Consider the following 24,575-nt stretch of genomic DNA (forward strand, 5'->3'; position numbering starts at 1 on the left):
TGCGGGCGGACACCCCCCGACGCGTCCCCTTGCCGCCGTGGGCGAGTGCGGGTGCGTCGTGGCTCCGCGCAGTGGGCTAGCCGGCTATTGGCTCCAGGGCCTGTGCCGGCTCCTGCTTGTCTGGCTGTGTGGAGCGCCTCGTCGGGATCAGTAGAGCCGCTGCTCCGGCTACGGCGATCACGGCGGCGCCGGTGACCAGGGCGGGCCGTAGGCCGTCTACGAAGGTCTGGCCGGTCTCGTAGCCGCCCTGGGCGGAGAAGATCGACGCCATGATGGCGATGCCGAGTGCGCCGCCGACCTCGCGCAGGGCGTTGTTGGCGCCGGAGGCTATGCCCTGCTCGCTGTGCCGGACGCTGGACATCACCAGGTTGGCGGCGGGGGCGAAGTACAGCCCCATTCCGATGCCGCTGGCGATCAGGCCGGGGAGCTGGATCGCGTAGGAGGCGTCCACGGTGACCACGGAGGCCAGGTAGCCGAGGCCGGCGGCTTGGAGGAAGAGGCCGGTGGCGACGACGGGGCGGCCGCCGATGCGGTCGGAGAGGATGCCGGCGATCGGTGCGGCGATCATCGGCATGCCGGTCCAGGGCAGCATGCGCAGGCCCGCCTCGGTGGGCGAGTAGCCGAGCACGCCCTGCATGTACTGGCTGAGCAGGAAGATCGAGCCGAACATGCCGAGGAACATCAGCAGGCTCGCGGCGTTGATCCCGGAGAAGGCCCGGGAGCGGAACAGTCGCATCGGGAGCATGGGGTTCTTGGCGCGGGTGCTGTAGATGACGAAGGCGAGGAGCAGCGCGGATCCGGCGATCAGACCGGTCAGGACGAGAGGAGCGGTCCAGCCGTCCGCGGGGCCGCGGACCAGGCCGTAGACGATCCCGAAGAGGCCGCCGCTGGCGAGCAGGGTGCCGGGGATGTCCAGCGGGGAACCGGTGCCGTGGGACTCGGCGAGGCGGAGGCGGGCGAGGGGGATGAGCGCCAGGCCCAGCGGGACGTTCAGCCAGAAGATCCACTGCCAGGAGATGTGCTCGGTGAGACTGCCGCCGATCAGCGGGCCGGAGGCTACGGCGAGTCCGTTGACGGCGCCCCAGATGCCGTACGCCATCCCGCGCTTGGCGGCGGGCACGGCCGCCGTCAGCAGGGTCAGCGTCAGCGGCATCATGATCGCCGCGCCGACGCCCTGCACCGCGCGGGCGGCGATGAGGCTGTCGATGCCGGGCGCTATGGCCGCGGCGGCGGACGCGCCGGTGAAGATCGTGAGGCCGGTGAGGAAGAGCCGGCGTCGGCCGAAGCGGTCTCCGAGCGCCGCGCCCGTCATGAGGAGGACGGCGAAGGTGAGCGTGTAGGCGCTGACGGTCCATTCGAGGTCGTGCAACGCGCCGCCGAGGTCCTCTCGGATCGAGGGCAGGGCCGTGGTGACTACGAGGTTGTCCAGGGACGCCATGAAACCGGCGACGCTCGTGATGACGAGGGCCCAGGCGGCTCCGCCGCTGCGGGTGGGTTGTGCGGTCTGCTGTGACATCTCTCCCCCAGAGGGTTCTCACCAGCGATGATTAGTTCGTTAGCTAGTTTGTTGATTAGTGACTGATTACTAACTTTTGTGGTCATGAAGAAGTGGGCAGGGCACTTCTTCTTTTTCCTCTACGCCTCCGGCTCGCCCTTGAGGCGAGCCGACGGATACATCCCCTGCCAGACCTGATGTTCGGGCGGGAAGCCCATGGCCATCAGGGTGTTGACGAGCATTCCGTACGCCAGGAAGGTCGTCGTCTCGCTCACCTCGGCGCCCAGCGGCAGATGCACGGTGTCCCAGAGCTTCATCCAGCCGGCCCGTACGACCTCGCCGAACTCGTGCTCCCCCTCCGCCTCCGCGGCGGCGACCGCGATGTACGTCTGCATCTGCATCTGGAGCCTCTCGGGGTGCTCCGTGATCAGACGGACGTATGCATTCGCCATGGCGTGCAGGGCTTCCTCGCCGTGCAGGCTCTTGGCCGCCTCCTCGAAGACCAGGCGCGTGTCCTCCATGCACCTCAGCGAGGCGGCGGCGAAGATCGCCCTCTTGCCCGAGAAGAGCCGGAAGAGATACGGCTGCGACACGCCGACCCGCTTGGCGATCGCCTCGGTGGAGGTGCCGTAGTAGCCCCTCTGCGCGAACTCGTCGATCGCCGCGCGGATGACACTCTCGCGCCTCTCTGCTGCGCTCATCCTGACCATGCAGATAAGTTAGTGCTCAATCACTAACTTCGTCAAGGGCTCCCGAGGGAGGGCATGCGTAAGGGGCGCACGCAGTGGCGAACGCCCCTTACGTCGATGACTGCGCTCAGGCCAGCCTTACGACCGCCCGGGACATTCCCAGTACCTTCTGCCCGGCGCTCATGACCATCAGGTCGACACGGACCGTGTTGTCGTCGAGCTTGGCCGCGACCTTTCCGGCGACCTCGATCGTGGCTCCCTGGTCGTCGTTGGGGACGACTACGGGCCGGGTGAAGCGGACGCCGTACTCGACGACCGCGGCCGGGTCGCCGGTCCAGTCGGTGACCACGCGGATCGCCTCGGCCATCGTGAACATGCCGTGCGCGATGACGTCCGGCAGCCCGACCTCCTTGGCGAACTTCTCGTTCCAGTGGATCGGGTTGAAGTCCCCGGAGGCACCCGCGTACCGGACGAGGGTGGCGCGCGTCACGGGGAAGGACTGGGCCGGCAGCTCGGTGCCGACCTCCACGTCGTCGTACGAGATCTTCGCGGTCACCGTCAGGCCTCCTCTGCGGCGCGCGCCACGAGCTTGGTCCAAGCGGTGACGACGTGCTCGCCCGCCTCGTCGTGGACCTCGCCGCGGATGTCCAGGATGTCGTTGCCGGCCATGGACTTGATCGCCTCGATCGTCGAGGTGACCACCAGCCGGTCGCCGGCGCGCACCGGGCGGGTGTAGGCGAACTTCTGGTCGCCGTGCACCACCCGGCTGTAGTCCAGACCCAGTTGGGGGTCGGCGGTGACCTGTCCCGCGGCCTTGAAGGTGATCGAGAAGACAAAGGTCGGCGGGGCGATCACATCGGCGTGGCCGAGCGCCTTGGCGGCCTCCGGGTCCGTGTACGCCGGGTTGGTGTCCCCCACGGCCTCCGCGAACTCGCGGATCTTCTCCCGGCCCACCTCATAGGGGTCGGTGGGCGGATAGGTCCGCCCCACGAAGGACTGGTCGAGCGCCATGGGCTCGGCACCTCCTGATAGTTCAGCCGGTACTGCTGATGCCGTTGTTGCCGTTGTTGCCGTCCGAGCGGTTACCGGTTGGTTCCGGCCGGTGGAACGACGCGAGGCCGCCCCCTGTGTCGGGGACGGCCTCGTCGTACGAGCCTGATTTATCGCGTCTCGCGGTGCGCGGTGTGCGCATTGCAACGCGGGCAGTGCTTCTTCATCTCCAGTCGGTCCGGGTTGTTACGCCGGTTCTTCTTGGTGATGTAGTTCCGCTCCTTGCACTCCACGCAGGCCAGCGTGATCTTCGGGCGGACGTCGGTGGCAGCCACAGGAGTGCTCCTTGACGAACGGATGGGACGATTAACGCATAAAAGAGTAGCCGATCGAAGGACCGACCCCACAATCGGCTACTGTCAGTAGCGGTGACCGGACTTGAACCGGTGACACAGCGATTATGAGCCGCTTGCTCTACCGACTGAGCTACACCGCTGTGATGCGATCGGCTCCCGCCTAGCGACGGGAACCTCCCACACCAGAGCCCCAATACGGAATCGAACCGTAGACCTTCTCCTTACCATGGAGACGCTCTACCGACTGAGCTATTGGGGCGAGCGATGAAGACATTACACGCTCGGCCGCCGTTCACCCAAATCCGTTTCGCGGCGCCCGTCCCAGCCCGAACGCAGGTCCGTCACGCGCGCGTGGAGCGTCCCCTCGCGCCCCTTCCGTCCGGCTGACCACGCCGGTACGACTATTCCGCTCCTGCGCGTCACAAGCGGATCTCCACCCTAGGCTCGACTCACTCTGTGTGATCTTGCGTCCCCGGCGCAGTCCCCGAGCCACTGGAGCGCGATGCCCGACAGCCAGCCGCAGCCGCCCCCTTCGTCGTCGTCCTCGTCGGGCTCATCGGGACAGACCGAACCGGCCTCCCTGCTGCTGTGCGGGGCGCGCCTCACCGACGGCCGGACCGTGGACGTACGGCTGAGCGGCGAGCGCATCGAGGCGGTCGGTACCGCCGGGAGCCTGACGGCGGGGGGTTCGCCCGATCCACGCGCGCGCGTGGACCTCGGCGGCTACCTGCTCCTGCCTGCGCCGGCCGAGCCGCACGGCCACGCCGACACGGCACTGTCGGCGGACGGCAGCGGTCCGGTCTCCTACGACCCCCAGGACGTCCAGCGCCGGGCCACCGAGGCCGCACTGCTTCAGCTCGGCCACGGGGCGACCGTGCTACGGGCGCACGTGCGCGTGGGCGACGTCCAGGGGCTGGGCGCGCTGGCCGCCGTCCTCCAGGCCCGGCGTTCGCTGCGCGGGTTCACCGAGCTTTCGGCGGTGGCGATGCCACGTGTGCTGACCGGTCGGGCCGGGGCGGACGGGCTCGCGATACTGCGGGACGCGGTGAAGATGGGCGCCTCCGTGGTGGGCGGCTGTCCGGATCTGGACCCCGATCCCACCGGCTACGTCGAGATCGTCCTGGAGGTCGCCTCCGAGCACGGCTGTCCTGTCGACCTGCACACGGACGCCACCGACCCGGCCCGCCTCGCCCGCCTCGCGACCATGGCCGGCGGGCTGCGGCCCGGGGGCACGCTCGGCCCGTGCGGGGGCCTGGGCCGGCTGCCCTCCGAGGTGGCCTCCCGTACGGCCGACCAGCTCGCCGCGGCCGGCGTGACGGTGGTCTGCCTGCCCCAGGGCGGCTGCGGGGGCGTGGACCGCCGGGGCACCGCTCCGGTCCGGCTGCTGCGCTCGGCCGGGGTGCGGGTGGCGGCCGGCAGCGGCTCGCTCCGTGACGTCTCGAATCCCGTCGGACGCGGGGATCCCCTGGAGGCCGCGTATCTGCTGGCCTCTCGCTACGGGCTGCGCCCGGAGGACGCGTACGACTCGGTGAGCGCAACCGCGCGCGCGGTGCTCGGCCAGCCCGAGGTGCGCGTGGAGGCCGGATTCCCGGCCGAGTTGCTCGCGGTGCGCGGCGACGGGCTGGCGGGGGCGCTGTCGCTGGCGTACAGCCGGATCGTGGTGCACCGGGGGCGCGTGGTGGCACGGACGAGCGCGGTGCGGGAGTACTGCAACTCGACGACGGCGGTGGAACTGGGGCTGCCTCGGCAGGGGCGGGGGGAGTTGTCCTGAGGTTTGGGGTGGTGGGGATTGTGGGTGAGGCGTGCGGCGTGTTGCAGGGCCGCGCGGCGTAGGTGTGTGCGCCCTGGGAGGGCGACCCGTGGGACGTGGCTGAAGTCGTGCGGCGGGGGCGGCCGTCCGGGCGTACGGTCGGAAGCATGCGCATTGTTATCGCTGGTGGTCATGGTCAGATCGCGCTGCGGCTGGAGCGGCTGCTCGCCGCGCGCGGGGACGAGGTAGCGGGGATCATCCGCCACGCCGAACAGGCCGACGATCTGAGGGAAGTCGGCGCCGAACCCATCCTGTTGGATCTGGAGTCGTCCTCGGTCGAGGAGACTGCGGCGCGTCTGCGGGGCGCGGACGCGGCCGTCTTCGCGGCCGGTGCGGGCCCGGGGAGCGGAGCGACCCGCAAGGACGCGGTGGACCGGGACGCGGCGGTCCTGTTCGCGGACGCGGCGGTCCAGGCAGGCGTACGACGCCATGTGGTCGTGTCGTCGATGGGCGCGAACCCGAAGCACGAAGGGCGCGAGGTCTTCGACGTCTATCTGCGCGCCAAGGGCGAGGCCGACGCGCACGTCCAGAGCCTCGACGCGCTCGACTGGACGATCCTCCGCCCCGGCATGCTCACCAACGACGCCGGCACCGGTCTCGTGCGCCTGGAGGCGAACACGGGCCGCGGCCCGATCTCGCGCGACGACGTGGCAACCGTACTGGCGGAGCTGGTGGACACCCCGGCGACGGCCGGCCTGACCCTGGAGCTGATCAGCGGGTCGACGCCGGTGGTGGTCGCGGTGAAGTCGGTGGCAGGAAACTGACTGCCTGGGAACTGAGGATCGCCGCTGGGGTCCCGCTCTCCGTCGTCCTGGGGGACGTTCAGAACAGCGGCAGCTGTCCTGGAAACGCGGGGACGACGTACCCGTCCAAGGACGGCTGAGCGGCCCCGAGTTGCGCGTGCCTGCGTGAGCCGGGGCAGGACACCAGCTCCCCGCTCTCCCGCGCCCCGGGCGGATCATGCCGTGCGAACCGCCCCGCGACAACGGCGATCTCACGCCGGCATTCAGGACAGCGCCTGCGAGGAGTGGACATGGGGCCAGTGTGCCCCGGGAAAGGGACCTGAAAATGAAGAGACCCCCTCCACGCTGCGTTTCCGCAGTTCGGAGGGGGTCTTCCCCAGTGTGGCGGCGCCAGGATTCGAACCTGGGAAGGCGAAGCCGGCAGATTTACAGTCTGCTCCCTTTGGCCGCTCGGGCACACCGCCGGGGTTGCTGCCGTTCGAGCCGCTCTTCGGCGGTGCTCGCTGGCAACGACGTAAACAATACCCGATGGGCAGGGGTGCTTCGCCACCCGATTGATCGGCGCTCGGGGGACGGCGGGTGGCTAGGCTTATGCGGATGCGGCCCGGGACTACGCCGGGCTCGGCGGCTCCCCACGTACGCCGATACGCACCCGATACGCACCCCGATACAAGGAGCCACAGGACATGGCCGACTCCAGTTTCGACATCGTCTCGAAGGTCGAGCGGCAGGAGGTCGACAACGCCCTCAACCAGGCCGCCAAGGAGATCTCGCAGCGCTACGACTTCAAGGGCGTGGGTGCTTCCATCTCGTGGTCCGGTGACCAGATCCTCATGGAGGCGAACTCCGAGGACCGGGTGAACGCTGTCCTCGACGTCTTCCAGTCCAAGCTCATCAAGCGGGGGATCTCGCTGAAGGCCCTGGACGCAGGCGAGCCCCAGCTGTCCGGCAAGGAGTACAAGCTCTTCGCGTCGATCCAGGAGGGCATCTCCCAGGACAACGCGAAGAAGGTGGCGAAGATCATCCGCGATGAGGGCCCAAAGGGCGTGAAGGCCCAGGTACAGGGCGAGGAGCTGCGGGTCAGCTCGAAGAGCCGTGATGACCTACAGGCAATCATCGCCCTGCTGAAGGGCAAGGACTTCGACTTCGCGCTGCAGTTCGTGAACTACCGCTAGGCGGCGCCTGCGAGGCCGTACGAGAAAGGGTGGGCACCGAGCGGTGCCCACCCTTCTCGCCTGCTGGCTGCGGTCGGGGGATGCGTCAGTTTCGCGAGTTGCCGAACAGGAGGCGATAGGCGATCAGGAGGACCAGCGAGCCGCCGATCGCCGCGGCCCAGGTGGTGCCGTCGTAGAAGTCCTTGGTGATCGGGTGGTCCAGCCAGCGGGCCGATATCCAGCCGCCGATGAACGCGCCCGTGATGCCGATCACGGTCGTACCGATGAAGCCACCCGGGTCACGGCCCGGCAGCAGGAACTTGGCGATGGCTCCGGCCAACAGTCCCAGGATGATCCAGCCGATGATGCTCATGCCGTGAACCTGCCCCTCCGCGCTGTGCCCGCACTTTCCCTGCGCTGTGACTTCGGTCCTGACGGGCTGTGCTCGTCGCGCGCGTGTCCGTGCCCTGTTACTGGAGAGGACGTCACCGCCGCACCTGGCGGTTGCACTGATCAGTAGGGTGCGGCACATGACGTCTCCCGGCTCCGAACTGCGGCGCACCTTGGGCGTGGGCGACGCCGTGGTCATCGGGCTGGGTTCGATGGTCGGCGCCGGGATCTTCGCCGCGCTGGGGCCCGCGGCGCACGCTGCCGGGTCCGGGTTGCTGCTCGGACTGGCACTCGCCGCCGTCGTCGCCTACTGCAACGCCATGTCGTCGGCGCGGCTCGCCGCGCTGTATCCGGCCTCGGGCGGCACGTATGTGTACGGGCGCGAGCGGCTCGGGGACTTCTGGGGATATCTCGCGGGCTGGTCGTTCGTGGTCGGGAAGACGGCGTCCTGCGCGGCGATGGCGCTCACCGTGGGGGCGTACGTCTGGCCGGAGCAGGCGCATGCCGTTGCGGTCGCGGCCGTGGTGGCGCTGACCGCGGTGAACTATGGCGGGGTCCAGAAGTCCGCCTGGCTCACCCGGGTGATCGTGGCGGTCGTGCTGGCTGTCCTCGCTTCCGTGGTGGTCGTGTGCCTGGGGTCGGGTGACTCGGACGCCGGGCGCCTGGACATCGGGGCCTCCGAGGGCTTGGGCGGGGTGCTTCAAGCTGCCGGTCTGCTGTTCTTCGCGTTCGCCGGGTACGCGCGGATCGCGACCCTCGGTGAGGAGGTACGGGATCCGGCGCGCACCATCCCCCGTGCCATCCCGCTGGCACTGGGCATCGCGCTGGCGGTGTACTCGTGTGTGGCGGTGGCTGTCCTCTCCGTGTTGGGCGCGGGAGGTCTGGGTGACGCCGGCGCGCCGCTGGCCGACGCGGTGCGGGCGGCCGGGGTGCCGGAGCTGGTGCCAGTGGTCCGGGTGGGTGCGGCCGTGGCCGCACTGGGCTCGCTGCTCGCCCTGATCCTCGGTGTCTCGGGTACGACGCTCGCCATGGCCCGGGACCGGCATCTCCCCGGTGCGCTGGCTACCGTCCATCCGCGTTTCCAGGTGCCACACCGGGCAGAGCTGGCCGTGGGTGCGGTGGTCGCGGTTCTGGCCGCCACCGTGGACGTACGAGGCGCGATCGGGTTCTCCTCCTTCGGTGTGCTGGCCTACTACGCAGTGGCCAACGCGTCGGCCTGGACGCTCGGATCGGCTTCCGCGGCCCGGGGGGTGCCGGCGGTGGGGCTGCTCGGCTGCGTGGTCCTGGCGTTCGCGCTGCCGGTGGTTTCGGTGGCCGCGGGTGCGGGCGTGCTGGCGCTGGGTGTGGCGGCGTATGGCGCGCGGCGGCGGTGGGCCGCCGGGCAGTAGATGCCTGGTGGGTCCCGTCGAGCGGGCTACGGGAACTGGCGCCGTACGAACATCGAGCGGGCTACGCCACCGACGCCGTACGTATGCGGAAGTGGGCCCAGGGGGCCATCTCCAGCTCTTCGTTCATCTCGGCGTACCAACCCGTTCCGTCGATCCAGGCGTGCAGCCAGTCCGTGAGGCTGGGGGCGTCCACGAACCAGGCGTGGTCGCAGGCGTCGGCGTTCGGCTCGAAGAGCAGGACGGTGGCTTCCGGGGCGTGGCAGTCCACGCACGCGTACATCGCGCAGCCCCAGTGGGATATGGGCAGGATGCCTTCGGGCCAGGGCCAGTCGGGGTCCTTGCGGCCTGCGGCACGGTTGGCGAGGTACTGCTCGACCGCGGCGGGCTCGCCGGCGGGAGAGTTGTCGAGCAGGGGCAACAGGCCGTACTCCGGACCGAATCCGCCGTCTCCTATGCGCAGGTAGAGCTCGGCGAGCAGCGGGGGCAGGGGGAAGCCCAGAGCGGCCTCGGCGCGGGACAAGGTGACCGCGTCCACGGGCTCGGGAAGGGAAGGCCAGCCCCACGGGCGGGTGTTGCGGGCCTCGGCCGCCACCCGTGTCAGCAACTGCTCGATCTCGGTCATGGGTTCATGATGCAAGCCGCCACTGACAATCGGGCGAGGCTGTGGACAACCGGCGGGCTGTGGAAAACGGTCGGTCAGGTGCGGACCGGCGGCTGCCGCCTCTGCCCTACCAGCGCGACGAGAACGGCTGGTCCGTCGACACGATTTCGCGTCCCAGCGGGAGCAGCGAAACCGGGATGAGCTTGAAGTTGGCGATGCCGAACGGGATGCCGATGATCGTGACGCACAGGAGGAGGCCGGTGACGATGTGGGCCAGGGCGAGCCACCAGCCCGCGAGGATCAGCCACAGCACGTTCCCGATGCATGAGGGGGCGCCGGCGTCGCGGCGCTCGACCGTCGTGTACCCGAAGGGCCACAGGGCGTAGACGCCGATGCGGAACGCGGCGATGCCGAACGGGATGCCGATGATGGTGATGCACAGCAGCACGCCCGCGAGCAAATAGCCGAGGAACAGCCAGAAACCGCTCAGGACGAGCCAGATGACGTTCAGGATTGTCTTCACTGGGGGCGACCTGCCATCTTCTCGAGCCGGGCGATTCGTTCCGCCATCGGCGGATGTGTCGAGAACATTTTGGAGAATCCCTGGCCAGGGCGGAAGGGGTTCGCGATCATCATGTGGCTCGCCGTCTCGATGCGGGGCTCGGGCGGCAGCGGGAGCTGCTTGGTACCCATTTCGAGCTTGCGCAGGGCGCTGGCGAGGGCCAGGGGATCGCCGGTCAGCTGGGCGCCGGAGGCGTCCGCCTCGTATTCCCTGGAGCGGCTGATGGCCAGTTGGATGACGGTGGCGGCGAGCGGGCCCAGGATCATGATCAGCAGCATGCCGAGGAGGCCGGGGCCGTCGTCGTCATCTGAGCGGCCGATCGGGATCAGCCAGGCGAAGTTGACCAGGAACATGATCACCGAGGCGAGCGCGCCGGCGACCGACGAGATGAGGATGTCGCGGTTGTAGACGTGGCTGAGTTCGTGGCTGATGACACCGCGCAGCTCACGCTCGTCGAGTATGCGCAGGATGCCTTCGGTGCAGCACACGGCCGCGTTGCGCGGGTTGCGGCCGGTCGCGAAGGCGTTCGGTGCCTCGGTCGGAGAGATGTACAGGCGGGGCATGGGCTGGCGGGCCTGGGTGGAGAGATCGCGGACCATGCGGTACAGGGCCGGGGCCTCGAACTCGCTCACCGGGCGGGCACGCATCGCGCGTAGCGCTAGCTTGTCGCTGTTCCAGTACGCGTATGCGTTGGTCCCGAGGGCGATCAGGACAGCGACGACGAGCCCCATACGGCCGAAAAAGCTGCCGATGACGATGATGAGTGCGGACAGTCCCCCGAGGAGTACTGCGGTCCTGAGCCCGTTGTGCCGGCGGTGCACGGTACGCCCTCCAAGTCGTGCGGCAGGGGAACCCTTTGCTTGTCGATCTCCGATGTCACTGGTGCAGTGGTGTCACGTCCAGTGGACCCTCCCGTACTGGTCAACGCCAGGCGAGAGTGACGAGTTCCCTTGTGCGTGCGGCGGCGGGCGTGGGCCGTCCGGGTGAGAGCGACGGCACTCGGCACGCACGCGTGCGGATCATGTGCCCCACGCGCGCGTGCGGGTCGTGCCCTGCGCTCAGAAGAGGCCGGTGTCGGCGAAGCGGAGAGCCAGCTGGGGTGCTCCGGAGAGGGCGATACCGAGAACGGCGGTGACGGTGATCGCGGCCGTGACGGGGGCGGGCACGCGGTGCTCGATGGGCTTGCCCTCGGGGGCGCGGAAGAGCAGGGTCGTCCACTGGAGGTAGTAGAACAGCGCAATCACGACGTTGATCGCCATGATCACTGCAAGCCAGCCGAGGCCCGCGTCGACGGCCGCGGAGAAGACGGTGACCTTGGCGAAGAGGCCGATGATGCCCGGGGGCAGTCCGGCGAGGCAGAGCAGGAAGAAGGCCAGGAGGAGGGCGGAGAGGGGGTTCTTCGCGTACAGGCCGCGGTAGTCGGTGATGCGGTTGAGGGTCCTTGTACGGCCCACCAGTGCGGCCACCGCGAAGGCGCCGAGGTTCACGGCGGCGTACATGAGGGCGTAGGCGACGGTGGAGCCGACGGACTTCTCGGCGTCGCCGGAGTAGGCGGCGGCGGCGATCGGCACCAGCAGGTAGCCGGCCTGGCCGACGGACGACCAGGCGAGGAGCCGTACGGCGCTGTACGCGCGCGTGGCCTGCTGACGCAGGGCGCCGACGTTGCCGACGGTCATGGTGAGGGCGGCGAGGGCGGCGAGGGCCGGGCCCCAGACGTCGGCGTACGAGGGAAGCGCGATGACCGTGACGAGGATCAGGCCGGAGAAGCCGACCGCCTTGCCGACGACCGAGAGATAGGCGGCGACCGGCAGGGGCGCTCCGACGTAGGTGTCGGGCACCCAGAAGTGGAAGGGCACGGCGGCCGTCTTGAAGGCGAAGCCGACGAGGGTGAGGACCACGCCGGTCTGGGCGAGGGTGTGGAGCTGTCCGTCGACGTCCTGGATCCGGTCGGCGATCTGGGTGAGGTAGAGGGTGCCCGTGGAGGCGTACACGAAGCTGATGCCCATGAGACTGACCGCGGTCGCGGTCACCGAGGACAGGAAGAACTTCAGGGCCGCCTCGGAGGACTTGCGGTCGCCGTGGCGGAGGCCGACGAGGGCGAAGGCGGGCAGGGAGGCGACTTCCAGGGCGACGATGAGCGTTGCCAGGTCGCGGGAGGCGGGCAGGAGGGCGGCGCCGGCCGCGGAGGAGAGCAGCAGGAACCAGAACTCCCCTTCGGGGAGTCCCTTGTTGGCGTCCTTCAGGGCCGTCACCGACAGGAGGGCGGCCAGGAGGGCGCCGCCGAGGACCAGGAACTGGATGACGAGGGTGAAGCGGTCGGCCGTGTAGCTACAGACGTCCGGGGCGCCGGTCAGGCAGAAGGTGCTGCGGTCGCCGTCCAGGAGGGGCAGCAGCATGAGGGCCGATGCGGCGAGGCCCGCGACCGACGCCCAGCCGAGCACCGCCTTTCGGGACTCGGCGAGGAAGAGGTCGGCGACCAGGACGGCCAGCGCGACGACCGCCGCGATGGTGGGCGGCGCGATGGCGAGCCAGTCGACGGACTGGACGACGGACTCGGCCAGCGGCTGGGCCAGGGAGCTCATCGGGTGCCTCCTGCGAGGAGCTGCTGCACGGCCGGGTCGGTGAGGCCGAGGAGGGCCTTCGGCCACAGTCCGGCGACGACGGTGAGGGCGACGAGCGGAGTCCAGGCTGCGAATTCGTAGCTCTGGACGTCAGCGAGCTGCGGGGCTTCCTGCGAGACGGCGCCCATGCAGACACGCCGGACCACGACGAGCAGGTACGCGGCCGTCAGCAGCGTGCCGAACGCGGCGATCGACATGAAGGTGAGGAAGGCGGGGCGGCTGAGTTCGTCGGCAGGGTTGAACGCGCCGAACAGTGCCAGCATCTCGCCCCAGAACCCGGCGAGGCCGGGCAGTCCGAGCGAGGCGACCGCGGCGAAGGCGAGCAGGCCGCCGAGGCGGGGCGTCTTGGCGTAGAGCGCGGCGCCGGTCTTGTCGGCGAGGGTGTCGAGGTCGGTCGTGCCCGTGCGGTCCTTGAGCGCGCCGACCAGGAAGAAGAGGAGGCCGGTGATGAGGCCGTGGGCGATGTTGGCGAACAGTGCGCCGTTCACGCCGGTCGGGGTCATCGTCGCGATGCCGAGCAGGACGAAGCCCATGTGGCCGACGGAGGAGTAGGCGATGAGGCGCTTCAGATCGCCCTTCGCGCCCTGCTTGGCGAGGGCGAGGCAGGCCAGGGATCCGTAGATGATGCCGACGACGGCGAATGCGGCGAGGTATGGCGCGTAGGTGCGGAAGCCGTCGGGCGTGATCGGCAGCAGAATGCGGACGAACCCGTACGTACCCATCTTCAGCAGGACGCCGGCCAGCAGGACCGAACCGACGGTCGGCGCGGCGGTGTGGGCGTCCGGCAGCCAGCTGTGCAGCGGCCACATCGGCGTCTTGACCGCGAGCCCGATTCCGATCGCCAAAACGGCGATGACCTGCACGGATGTGGTCAGCGACCGGCCGTTGTCAGTGGCGAGTGCCACCATGTCGAATGTGCCCGCCTTGATTCCGATCAGGAGCAGGCCGAGCAGCATCACCACGGATCCGAGCAGCGTGTAGAGGATGAACCGCCAAGCCGCCTGGGTCCGGCCCTCGCCGCCCCAGCGGGCGATGAGGAAGTACATCGGGATGAGCACCATCTCGAACGCGAGGAAGAACAGCAGCAGATCGAGGACGGCGAAGGTCGCGAGGGTGCCGGACTCGAGGACGAGCACCAGGGCGACGAAAGCCTTCGGGGACGGGCCCGCAGGCATTTTGAAGTAGGAGTAGAGCGCGCAGAGGAAGGTCAGCAGCGCGGTCAGGACCAGAAGGGGGAGGGAAATGCCGTCGACGCCGAGGTGGATCCGCACGTCGAGTGCCGGAATCCAGCTGATGTCGGTCGTTGCCTGCATCTTCGACGGGTGGTCATGGTCGAAGCCGAGCGTGAGGACGATCGCGGCGATGAGCACCGCGCCGGTCACGGTGACGCCGTGCCGCAGTACGGCCTGCTCGGGTGACTTCCCCTTCAGTCCGGGCGGGGCCGGCAGAAGAGCGGTGGCCGCGCCGAGGAGCGGGCCGACGACGACGAATGCCAGAAGGAACTGCATCACGGACTCGTTGATATCGATCACGCCTGCTCACGCTCCCGTGGCGACGAGGACGACGGCGACCGCGAGGACGACGGTGCCGGCGAGCAGCGCGCTCACATAGGTCTGCACATTGCCGGTCTGGGCACGTCGTACGGCGGCACCGAGCCAGCGGGGCAGGGTGCCCGCGCCGCGTACGTAGGTCTCGACGACCTCACGGTCAAGGAACCGGACGAGGTCGGCTCCGGCCCGGACCGGGCGGACGAAGAGCGCCGAGTACACGGCGTCGAGGTGGAAGCCGACGGCCGCGTGGCGGTGGAGCGGGCCGAGCAGGAGGCGGCCCGGGTCTGCCGGATCGGGCGCGTAGGCCACGTCTCCGTACACGGGCTCGTGGCTCGCGATGGCCTCGGCTTCGACGAGTCCGGCGTCGCCCTCGGGGTGGGCCGCGACCGCGCCCAGAGGTGTGCGGGCCGCCAGTGCGGTGGTGCGCTGCCAGGCTCCGTAGGTGACGAGTCCGCCGACCACGGCGAGGCCCGTGCCGAGGATGGACGTGGTGAGGGTGGGTGTCAGGTCGTCGCCGTCGAACCAGCCGGGCAGCGACTGGTACGCCAGGCCGCCGATGGCGAGTGACGGGGCGGCGAGCACCCACAGCACCACGGTCATGGTGAGGGGCTGCCTGCCGTGGTCCGGGGCCTCCGCTCCCCGGCCGCGGAAGGCGAGCAGCCACAGGCGCATCGCGTAGGCGGCGGTGAGCAGGGCCGTGAGCAGGCCGGCGACGAGGACGATCCAGCCCGCGGCGCCGGGGACGCCCTCGGCGTGGCCGGTGGTGACGTGCTCGGCGGCGCCGAGGACGGACTCCTTGGAGAAGAAGCCGCTGAAGGGCGGGATCGCGGCGAGCGCGAGGAGCGCCACGGTCATCGTCCAGTAGGCGTCGGGGACGCGGTCGCGCAGGCCGTGCATGCGGGACATGGCGGCGAGCGAGTTGGTGCCGGCGGCGTGGATGATCACGCCGGCCGCGAGGAACAGCAGCGCCTTGAAGGCGCCGTGTGTGAGGAGGTGGAAGACGGCGGCCCCGCGGTCGCCGACGGCGAGGGCGCCGGTCATGTAGCCGAGCTGGCCGATCGTCGAGTAGGCGAGGACGCGCTTGATGTCGTCCTGGGCGAGCGCGGCGAGTCCCGAGCCGGCCATCGTGACGGCGGCCATGACGGCGAGGACGACCATCGCGGCCTGGGAGGCCTCGAAGACGGGGAGGAGACGGGCGACGAAGTAGACACCGGCGGCGACCATCGTCGCGGCGTGGATCAGCGCGGAGACGGGCGTCGGGCCCGCCATCGCGTCGGGAAGCCAGGTGTGCAGCGGGAACTGCGCCGACTTGCCCGCCACGCCGGCGAGGAGCAGCAGGGCGATCAGGGTCGGATGGTCGAGCCCGCCGCTCGCGACAGCGCCGAGGACCTTCGTGATGCGGAAGGAGCCGGCGTCGGTGGCCAGCGCGAACAGGCCGATCAGGAAGGGGACGTCACCGAGCTTGGTCACCAGGAAGGCCTTGAGGGAGGCGGCGCGGGCCTCCGGGGTCTCCCAGTAGTGGCCGACCAGGAAGTACGAGCAGATGCCCATGATCTCCCAGCCGACCAGCAGCACCATCAGGTCGCCGGAGTAGACGACGAGGAGCATCGCGGAGGTGAAAAGGGAGACGAGGGCGGCGTAGGAGGGGTAGCGCGGGTCGTCGCGCAGATAGCCCGTCGAGTAGATCTGCACGCAGGAGGCGACAAAGGCGACCAGCACGGCGACGAGGGCGGCGAAGCCGTCGATGTGCAGGGCGAGTTCGATCGGGACCGAGCCCGTGGGGGTGAGTTCGGTGGCGGAGTCCACCGCCTCGTCACCGCCCTGGCGCAGGGCCACCAGCACGGCCAGGACGAGGGAGGTGAGCGTCGGCAGGAGCGCGAGCGGGCGGACGAAGCCGGGGGTGGTGCGGCCCAGGAGCAGGCCGGCGGCCGCGCCCAGGAACGGAAGGAGGGGGACTAGGACGGCGAGGGTGGTCGTGGTCACGCGGTGGCCTCAGCCTTCTCGGCCGCGCCGGCCGCCGGGCCGTCGCTCTCGGGGCTCTCGGGCTCGTGGCCCTCGGCGGTGTCGCGGAGCTTGTCGATGTCCGAGGTGCCGCGGTTGCGGTAGACAGCGAGGACGATCGCCAGGCCGATGCCGATCTCGGCGGCGGCGATGGCGATGGTGAAGAGGGTCAGGGCCTGGCCGGAGTGCAGGGTCTCCTCGGCGGTCCTGCTGAGCCAGACGTCGAAGGCGACGAGGTTGAGGTTGACGGCGTTGAGCATCAGCTCGACCGACATCAGGACCAGGATCGCGTTGCGGCGGGCGAGGACGCCGTAGAGGCCGGTGCAGAAGAGGAGGGCGGAGAGTACGGCGGGGTAGGCGAGGTGCATCAGCGGACACCTTCCTTGTCGGCGCCGTCTGCGTTGTCGGCTGCGTTGCCGGAGTCGGCGCCCTTGCCGGAGTCGGCGTCGGCGCCCTCGCTGGTGTTGGCGCCGTTGCCGGTGCCTGCTCCTGTGCCGGTGCCTGCTCCCTCGCCAGTGTCTGATGCCCTGCCGCTGCGGGTGCCCGGCAGGCTCGGGGTGCCGGTGCCGGTTCCGGTGTCGGGGCGGCCTTGGGCGCTCGGGGTGCCCGGGGTGTCCGGGCCGGTCGCCGGTTCCGCCTTGGCCTTGCGGGAGAGGACGATCGCGCCGACCAGGGCGGCGAGGAGGAGGACGGAGAGGGCCTCGAAGGGGAGGACCCAGTTCTGGAAGAGGCTCGCTCCGGTGGCCTCGGTGGAGCCGGCGGCCGGGCCGTCCAGGTCGATCCAGGTCGTGCGGAAGGCGTCGACGACGACCCAGACCAGAGCGGCTGCCGCGGCGACGGCCACGGTGAGGGCGGCCCAGCGGTTACCGGAGTCGGCGTCCGGGGAGCGGCCGATCGGGGCCCTAGTGAGCATCAGACCGAACAGAAGGAGGACGACGACGGAGCCGACGTAGATGAGGACCTGCACCCAGGCGATGAACTCGGCGGTGAGCAGGAGGTATTCGACGGCGAGGCCGCCGAGGGCCACCACCAGCCACAGGGCGGCGTGGACCAGCTGCTTGGTGGTGACGGTGACGAGGGCGGCGCCGAAGGTGACCAGGCCGACGAGGAGGAACGCAATCTCGACGCCCGTCGGGGAGAGGAAGCCGTGTGTGTCAGCAGCGGTGGTCGTGGTGTGCGCCGTCGCGGCGGCCGCAGCGAGGATCACGACTCGCCTCCCTGCGGGTCGGTGGGCTTGGCCTGCGGAGTGGCGCCGGGGCCGTCCTCGGGCGCGGAGGGCGACGTGGGCCCAGGCTGCCCAGCAGGACCGGGCCCACCCTCAGACGGGGGGGTCGGGCCGGACCCCGGTTGCCCGGCAGCGCCTGACCCGCCCTCGGGCGCGGAGGCCGACGTGGCCCCCGGCTGCCCAGCGGCACCGGGTCCGTTCTCGGACGGAGAGGGCGGCTGGGTCTGGGCGGCCGCCAGTTTCTCGGCGGTCTTGCGGGCGGCGGCGATCTCCTTGGGTTCCTCGGCGGCGGGGTCGAGGGCGGGCGGGGCCGGGACGGTCCACATCCAGTCGCGGAGCTTGTCCCGTTCGTGGGTGAGTTCGTGGATGTCGGTCTCGGCGTACTCGAACTCCGGGGACCAGAACAGGGCGTCGAAAGGACAGACCTCGATGCAGATACCGCAGTACATGCACAGGGCGAAGTCGATGGCGAAGCGGTCCAGGACGTTGCGGCTGCGCTCGCGGCCGCCGGGCGCCGCGGGAGGGACCGTCTCTTTGTGGGAGTCGATGTAGATGCACCAGTCCGGGCACTCGCGGGCGCACAGCATGCAGACCGTGCAGTTCTCCTCGAACAGGCCGATGACGCCACGGGTGCGGGGCGGGAGGTCGGGCTGAGTGTCCGGGTACTGGTCGGTGACGGACTTCCTCGTCATCGTGCGGAGGGTGACGGCCAAGCCCTTGGCGAGGCCTGACCCAGGAATGGGGGACATGGTTACTGGATCACCACCTTCACGATGCCGGTGACGGCGATCTGAGCGAGGGAGAGGGGGACGAGGAGCGTCCAGGAGAGCTTCTGGAGCTGGTCCTCGCGCAGGCGGGGGTAGGTCACGCGGAGCCAGATCACGATGAAGGCGAGGACGGCCGTCTTCAGCAGGGTCCAGACCCAGCCGAGCCCGTCGGCACCCCACGGTCCGTGCCAGCCGCCCAGGAAGAGGACGGTGGTCAGACCGCACAGGACGACGATTCCGGCGTACTCGGCGAGGAGGAACAGGGCGAAGCGGAGGCCGGTGTACTCGGTGTACGCGCCGAAGATGATCTCCGAGTCGGCCACCGGCATGTCGAACGGGGGGCGCTGGAGCTCGGCCAGCCCCGCCACGAAGAAGACGATCGCACCGACGATCTGCCAGGGCAGCCACCACCACTCGAAGGCGTCGAGGATGCCGGGCAGGGAGACCGTGCCGGCCGCCATGGCGACGGAGGCGGCGGTGAGGAGCATCGGGAGTTCGTAGGCGAGGAGTTGGGCGGCGGTGCGCAGGCCGCCGAGGAGGGAGAACTTGTTGGCGGAGGCCCAGCCGGCCATGAGTGAGCCGAGGACGCCTACGCCCATCACCGCAAGGACGAAGAAGATGCCCGCGTCGATGACCTCGCCGACCGCGCCCTCGCCCGGGCCGATGGGGATGGCGAGGAGGACCAGGAGGTACGGGAGAAGGGCTACGGCAGGCGCGAGTTGGAAGATACGGCGGTCCGCGCCCGCTGGGACCACGTCCTCCTTCTGCGCGAACTTCACGCCGTCCGCGACGAGTTGGGCCCAGCCGTGGAAGCCGCCGGCGTACATGGGGCCGAGGCGGCCCTGCATGTGGGCCATCACCTTGTGCTCCGTCTGGCCGATGATCAGAGGGAAGGTGAGGAAGACGACGAAGACGATCAGGAGTCGCAGGGTGACGTCGAGCACGTCGTTCACTGCGGACCTCCTGCGGGGTCTTCGGGGGCCGAGGATTCGGGAGTTGAGGTTTCGGGGGCCGAGGGTTCAGGGGCCGAGGGTTCAGGAGTCGGCGTGTCCGGGGTGGCCTCGGCGTGCTTGTCGCGGGACTTCGGGGTGGCCTCGGCGGACGGCTCCGGCTTCGAGGCGGCCTCGCTGGACGGCTCCGGTTCCGACGCAGCCTCGCTGGACGGCTCCGACTCTGACTCCGACGCGGCCTCGCCGGCCGGCTCGGCGGACGCCCGTTCCTCGGTGGGCTTCGGCGCCGAGCCCGGCGCCGTTCCCTTCGCCTCGGGTTCGTCGAAGGCTGGGCGGGCGTGGTGCCAGGGGGCGTCCGCACTGCGGGGGGCCGCGGGCGGCTGGCCTGGGGCGGAGTTCTCCGCGCCCGCCTCCACGCCCGCCGGCGTCGGCGGCTGCGCGCGCTGCGACGAGGAGCCTTCGCTCACGCCTCGCGAGCGACGCGGTCGAGCCGCGGGAGTCTGAGGAGCCCCCTGAGCACCCGGAGTAGCTGAGGTCGCCGGAGGTGTGCCTTCCGGCGCGGGCGGGACGCTCCCCGGCGTGGCCCTCCCCGTAGCGCCCCCCGGCGTCCCGGCACCCTGCCCCGCCGAGCCTGCCGAGCCTGCCGGGCCCTCCGCGCGACCTTGACTCGCCGAGCCCTCCGAGGCCGTGCGGGCGCGGCGTACTGGACGCTCCCCCGCGCCGGCCCCCGCCGCTCGCGCAGGGCGTTCACCGGCCCCGCGTGCCGCGGCGCCCCGTGCCGGTCGGGCCGGGGCGGGCGGGAGTTGGCCTTTCTGGGGGCCCCATTCGTTGGGGTCGGGGACGCCCGGGGGCAGCATCTGGCGGCGCTTGGGACCGCCGTGTTCCGACTCGCCCGGTTCCTTTGCGCCCGGCCAGGCCTTGACCACGCGGGAGGCCAGGACGAAGTCCTTGCGGAGGGGGTGGCCCTCGAAGGTGTCCGGCAGAAGGAGGTGGTCCAGTGCGGGGTGGCCCTCGAAGGTGACGCCGAACATTTCGTGGGTCTCGCGTTCGTGCCAGGCCGCGCCCGCGTACACACCGACGGCGGAGGGCAGTGTCGGGGCCTCGTGCGGAACCGTCGTACGGAGCAGTAGACGTCGTACCGGCGAGAGGGCCACGACGTGGGCCGCGACGCGGAAACCCGTGCCGGGTTCGTCGACCGCGCTGAGCCAGTCGAAGTACGTACAGCCCAACTCGTCGCGGGCGATCCGGAGTGCCGTGATCCAGGCCGACACCGGAACGTCGACCGTCAGGACCTCGTACGACTGCTCGGCCGTGGCCTCAGGGCCGAAGAGTTCCTCGGCGGGGGCAGGCAGCCAGCCGACCGTGGTCATCGCCCCTCCCCCGAATCCGAAGCCGAATCCGTATCCGTATCCGAAGCCGAGCCCGGCGGCTGTACCAACCCGCTCTGCAAGGCCGCCACCGACGGGCGTCCCGCGGGAGTTCCGTACCGCTCCCCCAGTGACTCCCGAGCGATCTTCTCCTGAAGTTTGATGATCCCCTGGAGAAGCGCCTCGGGCCTGGGCGGGCAGCCGGGCACATAGACGTCCACAGGGATGATCTGGTCGACGCCTTTGGTGACGGAGTACGAGTCCCAGTACGGGCCGCCGCAGTTGCTGCAGGCGCCGAACGAGATGACGTACTTCGGCTCGGGCATCTGCTCGTACAGGCGCTTCACCGCGGGGGCCATCTTGTCGGTGACCGTGCCGGAGACGACCATCAGGTCGGCCTGACGCGGCCCCGGGGCGAACGGGATCACCCCCAGCCGGATGAAGTCGTGACGGGCCATCGACGCGGCGATGAACTCGATCGCGCAGCAGGCGAGGCCGAAGTTGAAGACCCAGAGGGAGTAGCGGCGGCCCCAGTTCAGGACGACCTTCATCGGCTCGGGGGCGAGGCGGGCGAGGGCGCCCAGCCGTTTCGGCTCCGGCAGCAGAACAGGCTCTGAAGCAGGAGAAGTCACGTCGGAAGAAGGTGTCACGTCCATGCCAGGACTCCCTTCTTGTAGGCGTACAGCAGGCCGACGGCCAGGAAGCCGAGGAAGAGGAACATCTCCACGAGCGTCGCCGCGCCGTAGCCGGGCGCTGCGAAGACCGTCGCCCACGGGAACAGGAAGATCGAGTCGACGGCGAAGATGACGTAGAGGAAGGCGTAGACGTAGTAGCGGACCTGGGTGTGGGCCCAGCCCTCGCCGACGGGGTCGACGCCGCACTCGTACGTCAGGAGCTTCTCGGGGGTGGGGACCACGGGCCGCAGCAGACGGCCGGCCCCGAAGGCGACGGCGACGAACAGCACGCCGATGACGGCGAGCAGCCCCACGACCGAGTACGACTGGAAGTAGTCCGCCGCGACGACGACGGTCGAATCGCGCACGTCCGACCTCACTCCCTGACCTCGTGACCCACGTGAACCCTGCGTTCGACGATCTGTACGCACCGGAGTCTAGGCCCTGCTAAAGAGACGGTAAGCAGGTCGTCACGCCTTGCTCCACAGGGGTGGGGTTTTCCCCCGTAGAACCCGGCGGTCGACCTCATGGCGCGGCGGCCCGTCGCGCGGCACGCTAGCCCATATGACCGCACGCGTCCCCACCAACGGCAGACCCCGCGCCGATGCCACCGGCACGTCTCGATACGACGTCACCGCCACCGACGCCGAACGGCTACCGCCGGCCCGTTTCGCCTACGACCGGCAGACCTGGAAGGAGATCGCGCATCTGCTGGCGAACCTTCCGGTCGCGCTGTTCGGGTTCGTGTACGTCGCCACTGTGCTGTTCCTCGGTGCCGGGCTGACCGTCACGGTGATCGGCCTGCCGCTGCTCGCGCTCGGGCTGATGGGCGCGCGACAGCTCGGCAAGCTGGAGCGGAAGCGGGCCAGGGCGCTGCTCGGGGTGCGGATCGACGAGCCGAGTCCGCTGCCGTTGGGCAGCCGCAGAAACGGTATCTTCGCGCGGCTGTGGATGGCGCTCAAGGACCCGGTGGGCTGGCGCACGATCCTGTACGACTTCATCCGGCTGCCCTGGGGCATCGTCACCTTCGTCATCGCGCTGACCTCGCTGTTCGTGCTGTGGCCGGTGCTGCCGTTCATCGCGCGGGGGCTGACCAACGCGGACCGGGCGATGGTGCGCGGCCTGCTGTCGCCCTCGGACGAGCTGGAACGCCGTATCGCCGAACTCGAGTCGGACCGGACGGTCGTGGTCGACACGACCGCCGCCGACCTCAGGCGTATCGAGCGGGATCTGCACGACGGGGCGCAGGCCCGGCTGGTCAACCTGGCCATGGGTCTTGGCCTGGCCAAGGAGAAGCTGCTGGAGGGACAGGCCGACGAACATGTGGCGGCGATGGTCGAGGAGGCGCACGGCGAGGTGAAGCTGGCCCTCCAGGAGCTGCGGGACCTCGCGCGCGGCATCCACCCCGCCGTCCTCACCGACCGTGGCCTGGACGCGGCGCTCTCCTCCGTCGCCTCGCGCTGCACCGTGCCCGTGAAGGTGACGGCCGACCTGGACGCCAGACCGGCCGCGGCGATCGAGGGCATCGCCTACTTCACCGTCTCCGAGCTGCTCCAGAACATCAGCAAGCACAGCGGGGCGCGGACCGCGTCCGTCGATGTGTGGCGGTCGGCCGACCGGCTGCTGATTCAGGTGTGGGACGACGGGCTCGGGGGTGCGCGGCTAGGAAATGGAGGTACATCGCGCAGCGATTCGGTTGAGGGTGGTGGTGGGCGACGGGAGGGCGGGACCGGGATGAGCGGTCTCGCCGAGCGGCTGGACGCCGTGGACGGCCTGTTCGTCGTCGATTCTCCGCCGGGCGGCCCGACGACCGTGACGGCCGAGCTGCCGTGGCGGGACCGCGCGCCGGACGCGGGTGGCCAGAGGTAGGGAAAACCCCCCGTTCAAGACGCCGACGGACTCCATGGTCCGCGGACCTGCGGCAGAGCAGTGTGGGAGTTCGACGGCACAGCCGCGGTACGACAGGACGAGCAGGCCGAGTAGAACGGACGACGCCGATGGCCACGGAGTACGGACAGGGCTACGCCCCGCGCGACAGCGGGCTCGGACACCCCACCGAGACCAGGCGGCACCGGCTGCCGGCGGGGCTGCGGGCACCGTTCGAGGCGCGCAGCTGGCGCGAGTTCACGTATGTGCTGCTCAGCCTGCCGATCAGCATCCTGCTCTTCACCTACGCCGTCACGATGGTGTCGCTGGGCGCGGGCCTGCTGGTCACCTTCCTCGGGGTTCCGGTGCTGGCAGCGGGGCTCGCCGGGTGCCGGGGGTTCGGGTCGCTGGAGCGGGCGCGGGCGCGGGGGCTGCTGGGGCTCGAGGTGGCCGCGCCCGAACCGCTGCGGATGCGCAGGCCCGGCGCGATGTCCTGGATGGGGGCCGTTCTCAAGAGCGGCTCCTCGTGGCGGGCGCTGCTGTACTCGGTGCTGCACTTTCCTTGGGCGGTGTTCTCGTTTGTTGTCTCCGTGACCGCCTGGTCCATCGGCTGGTCGCTGTTGACGTATCCGCTGTGGTTCTGGCTCTTCCCGATGTACGGCGGTCAGGACGGCCTACAGCTGTACGGCGACGAGACCCACCACGTCTACCTCGACAACCCCTTCGAGATCACCGTGACGGCGCTGGTGGGGCTGTTGTTCACGCTGGCCACGCCGTGGATCGTGCGGGCGCTGACGACGGTGGACCGGCTGCTGGTGCATGGGCTGCTCGGGCCGTCGCGGCTGGCGACGCGGGTGGTGGAGCTGGAGTCGGACCGGGGGGTCGTGGTCGACACGGCGGCGGCCGACCTGCGGCGTATCGAGCGGGATCTGCACGACGGGGCGCAGGCGCGGCTGGTGGCGTTGGCCATGGATCTGGGGCTGGCGAAGGAGAAGCTGACCGAGGACCCGGAGGCCGCGGCGCGGATGGTGGGCGAGGCGCACGGCGAGGTGAAGACGGCGTTGCAGGAGCTGCGCGATCTGGCGCGGGGGATTCATCCGGCGGTGCTGACGGACCGGGGGCTGGATGCGGCGCTGTCCGCGGTGGCGTCCCGGTGCACGGTGCCGGTGCAGGTCGAGGTCGATCTGGTTCAGCGGCCGGCGCCGGCGATCGAGGGGATCGCCTACTTCACGGTGTCGGAGCTGTTGCAGAACATCAGCAAGCATTCGCGGGCCACGTGGGCGGCGGTGGATGTGTGGCGGGTGGGGGAGCGGGGGGGGGGGGGGGGGGGGGGGGACGGGGGGGGGGGGGGGGGGGGGGGGGGGGGGGGGGGGGGC

At 70.2% G+C, this 24,575-nt stretch carries 26 protein-coding genes and 3 tRNA genes; 6 read left to right on the top strand and 23 right to left on the bottom strand.

The window, feature by feature from the left end:
* Positions 1-76 precede the first annotated feature (76 nt).
* The 7 genes from KCH87_RS35065 to KCH87_RS35095 form a co-directional block, all read right to left on the bottom strand.
* Complete coding sequence (locus tag KCH87_RS35065) at positions 77-1,516, bottom strand: DHA2 family efflux MFS transporter permease subunit (RefSeq protein WP_210591702.1); 1,440 nt, start codon at positions 1,514-1,516, stop codon at positions 77-79.
* A gap of 119 nt (positions 1,517-1,635) precedes the next feature.
* Complete coding sequence (locus KCH87_RS35070) at positions 1,636-2,205, bottom strand: TetR/AcrR family transcriptional regulator (protein WP_210591704.1); 570 nt, start codon at positions 2,203-2,205, stop codon at positions 1,636-1,638.
* Positions 2,206-2,311: 106 nt separating this feature from the next.
* Positions 2,312-2,740, bottom strand: coding sequence for a MaoC family dehydratase (locus KCH87_RS35075; RefSeq protein WP_210591706.1), 429 nt, complete (start codon positions 2,738-2,740; stop codon positions 2,312-2,314).
* Between the two features lie 2 nt (positions 2,741-2,742).
* On the bottom strand, positions 2,743-3,195 hold the full coding sequence (locus KCH87_RS35080; RefSeq protein ID WP_210591708.1) for a MaoC family dehydratase N-terminal domain-containing protein: 453 nt from the start codon (positions 3,193-3,195) through the stop codon (positions 2,743-2,745).
* Between the two features lie 149 nt (positions 3,196-3,344).
* The gene (rpmG, locus tag KCH87_RS35085; RefSeq protein WP_003948671.1) at positions 3,345-3,509 is read right to left on the bottom strand and encodes a 50S ribosomal protein L33; all 165 of its coding nucleotides are present in this window, start codon (positions 3,507-3,509) and stop codon (positions 3,345-3,347) included.
* 88 nt (positions 3,510-3,597) lie between these two features.
* Positions 3,598-3,670, bottom strand: a tRNA-Met gene (locus KCH87_RS35090).
* 46 nt (positions 3,671-3,716) lie between these two features.
* Positions 3,717-3,789 (bottom strand) — tRNA-Thr (locus KCH87_RS35095).
* A gap of 243 nt (positions 3,790-4,032) precedes the next feature.
* On the opposite strand from KCH87_RS35095, the gene KCH87_RS35100 reads away from it, so the two are divergent.
* Together KCH87_RS35100 and KCH87_RS35105 are read left to right on the top strand one after the other, a co-directional pair.
* Positions 4,033-5,301, top strand: coding sequence for an amidohydrolase family protein (locus tag KCH87_RS35100; protein WP_210591709.1), 1,269 nt, complete (start codon positions 4,033-4,035; stop codon positions 5,299-5,301).
* Between the two features lie 146 nt (positions 5,302-5,447).
* On the top strand, positions 5,448-6,104 hold the full coding sequence (locus KCH87_RS35105) for an SDR family oxidoreductase (protein ID WP_210591711.1): 657 nt from the start codon (positions 5,448-5,450) through the stop codon (positions 6,102-6,104).
* 58 nt (positions 6,105-6,162) lie between these two features.
* On the opposite strand, the gene KCH87_RS49565 is transcribed toward KCH87_RS35105, so the two are convergent.
* Entirely contained in the window at positions 6,163-6,375 is a 213-nt protein-coding gene (locus KCH87_RS49565) for a hypothetical protein (protein ID WP_247197260.1), read from the bottom strand.
* A 90-nt stretch (positions 6,376-6,465) separates the two neighbouring features.
* Positions 6,466-6,547 (bottom strand) — tRNA-Tyr (locus KCH87_RS35110).
* 222 nt (positions 6,548-6,769) lie between these two features.
* Between KCH87_RS35110 and KCH87_RS35115 the strand changes: the two genes are divergently transcribed.
* Positions 6,770-7,258, top strand: a complete 489-nt coding sequence (locus KCH87_RS35115; protein ID WP_210591714.1) for a YajQ family cyclic di-GMP-binding protein — start codon at positions 6,770-6,772, stop codon at positions 7,256-7,258.
* Between the two features lie 85 nt (positions 7,259-7,343).
* Here the strand turns inward: KCH87_RS35115 and KCH87_RS35120 are convergent, their stop codons facing one another.
* Positions 7,344-7,610 carry a GlsB/YeaQ/YmgE family stress response membrane protein gene (locus KCH87_RS35120; protein WP_210591717.1) on the bottom strand — a complete coding sequence of 89 codons (267 nt, stop codon included), beginning with the start codon at positions 7,608-7,610 and terminating at the stop codon, positions 7,344-7,346.
* Between the two features lie 157 nt (positions 7,611-7,767).
* Between KCH87_RS35120 and KCH87_RS35125 the strand changes: the two genes are divergently transcribed.
* Positions 7,768-9,015, top strand: a complete 1,248-nt coding sequence (locus KCH87_RS35125; protein ID WP_210591718.1) for an APC family permease — start codon at positions 7,768-7,770, stop codon at positions 9,013-9,015.
* A 61-nt stretch (positions 9,016-9,076) separates the two neighbouring features.
* Here the strand turns inward: KCH87_RS35125 and KCH87_RS35130 are convergent, their stop codons facing one another.
* The 13 genes from KCH87_RS35130 to KCH87_RS35190 all read right to left on the bottom strand — a co-directional run bounded on the left by KCH87_RS35130 (position 9,077) and on the right by KCH87_RS35190 (position 21,701).
* Positions 9,077-9,637, bottom strand: coding sequence for an SMI1/KNR4 family protein (locus tag KCH87_RS35130; protein ID WP_210591721.1), 561 nt, complete (start codon positions 9,635-9,637; stop codon positions 9,077-9,079).
* 106 nt (positions 9,638-9,743) lie between these two features.
* Entirely contained in the window at positions 9,744-10,139 is a 396-nt protein-coding gene (locus KCH87_RS35135) for a YccF domain-containing protein (RefSeq protein WP_210591724.1), read from the bottom strand.
* Complete coding sequence (gene htpX, locus KCH87_RS35140; RefSeq protein WP_210591726.1) at positions 10,136-10,999, bottom strand: zinc metalloprotease HtpX; 864 nt, start codon at positions 10,997-10,999, stop codon at positions 10,136-10,138. Before htpX ends, KCH87_RS35135 begins: the two co-directional genes overlap by 4 nt.
* A gap of 237 nt (positions 11,000-11,236) precedes the next feature.
* Entirely contained in the window at positions 11,237-12,760 is a 1,524-nt protein-coding gene (locus KCH87_RS35145; RefSeq protein ID WP_210591727.1) for an NADH-quinone oxidoreductase subunit N, read from the bottom strand.
* Positions 12,757-14,331, bottom strand: coding sequence for an NADH-quinone oxidoreductase subunit M (locus KCH87_RS35150; RefSeq protein ID WP_210591729.1), 1,575 nt, complete (start codon positions 14,329-14,331; stop codon positions 12,757-12,759). The genes KCH87_RS35145 and KCH87_RS35150 overlap by 4 nt, the downstream gene beginning before the upstream one ends.
* A 6-nt stretch (positions 14,332-14,337) precedes the next feature.
* Positions 14,338-16,332, bottom strand: a complete 1,995-nt coding sequence (locus tag KCH87_RS35155; RefSeq protein WP_210591731.1) for an NADH-quinone oxidoreductase subunit L — start codon at positions 16,330-16,332, stop codon at positions 14,338-14,340.
* Positions 16,329-16,718, bottom strand: a complete 390-nt coding sequence (nuoK, locus tag KCH87_RS35160; protein WP_210591733.1) for an NADH-quinone oxidoreductase subunit NuoK — start codon at positions 16,716-16,718, stop codon at positions 16,329-16,331. The genes KCH87_RS35155 and nuoK overlap by 4 nt, the downstream gene beginning before the upstream one ends.
* The gene (locus KCH87_RS35165; protein ID WP_308298993.1) at positions 16,718-17,557 is read right to left on the bottom strand and encodes an NADH-quinone oxidoreductase subunit J; all 840 of its coding nucleotides are present in this window, start codon (positions 17,555-17,557) and stop codon (positions 16,718-16,720) included. Before KCH87_RS35165 ends, nuoK begins: the two co-directional genes overlap by 1 nt.
* The gene (locus KCH87_RS35170; protein ID WP_247197261.1) at positions 17,554-18,324 is read right to left on the bottom strand and encodes an NADH-quinone oxidoreductase subunit I; all 771 of its coding nucleotides are present in this window, start codon (positions 18,322-18,324) and stop codon (positions 17,554-17,556) included. The genes KCH87_RS35165 and KCH87_RS35170 overlap by 4 nt, the downstream gene beginning before the upstream one ends.
* Positions 18,325-18,326: 2 nt before the next feature.
* Entirely contained in the window at positions 18,327-19,295 is a 969-nt protein-coding gene (locus tag KCH87_RS35175) for a complex I subunit 1 family protein (RefSeq protein ID WP_210591734.1), read from the bottom strand.
* Positions 19,292-20,662, bottom strand: coding sequence for an NADH-quinone oxidoreductase subunit C (locus KCH87_RS35180; protein WP_210591736.1), 1,371 nt, complete (start codon positions 20,660-20,662; stop codon positions 19,292-19,294). The genes KCH87_RS35175 and KCH87_RS35180 overlap by 4 nt, the downstream gene beginning before the upstream one ends.
* Positions 20,659-21,315, bottom strand: a complete 657-nt coding sequence (locus KCH87_RS35185; RefSeq protein WP_210591738.1) for an NADH-quinone oxidoreductase subunit B — start codon at positions 21,313-21,315, stop codon at positions 20,659-20,661. The genes KCH87_RS35180 and KCH87_RS35185 overlap by 4 nt, the downstream gene beginning before the upstream one ends.
* A complete protein-coding gene (locus tag KCH87_RS35190; RefSeq protein WP_230396310.1) occupies positions 21,306-21,701 on the bottom strand; it encodes an NADH-quinone oxidoreductase subunit A in 396 nt (131 codons plus the stop codon). The genes KCH87_RS35185 and KCH87_RS35190 overlap by 10 nt, the downstream gene beginning before the upstream one ends.
* Before the next feature lie 196 nt (positions 21,702-21,897).
* On the opposite strand from KCH87_RS35190, the gene KCH87_RS35195 reads away from it, so the two are divergent.
* Both KCH87_RS35195 and KCH87_RS35200 read left to right on the top strand, forming a co-directional pair.
* Positions 21,898-23,202: a sensor histidine kinase gene (locus KCH87_RS35195; RefSeq protein WP_210591743.1), complete on the top strand. Its 1,305-nt coding sequence runs from the start codon at positions 21,898-21,900 to the stop codon at positions 23,200-23,202.
* A gap of 128 nt (positions 23,203-23,330) precedes the next feature.
* The coding region (locus KCH87_RS35200; protein ID WP_210591744.1) for a sensor histidine kinase at positions 23,331-24,575 on the top strand (1,245 nt) is incomplete at its 3' end.

This window comes from Streptomyces sp. GESEQ-35 (genome assembly GCF_017948485.1).
Lineage (GTDB): Bacteria > Actinomycetota > Actinomycetes > Streptomycetales > Streptomycetaceae > Streptomyces.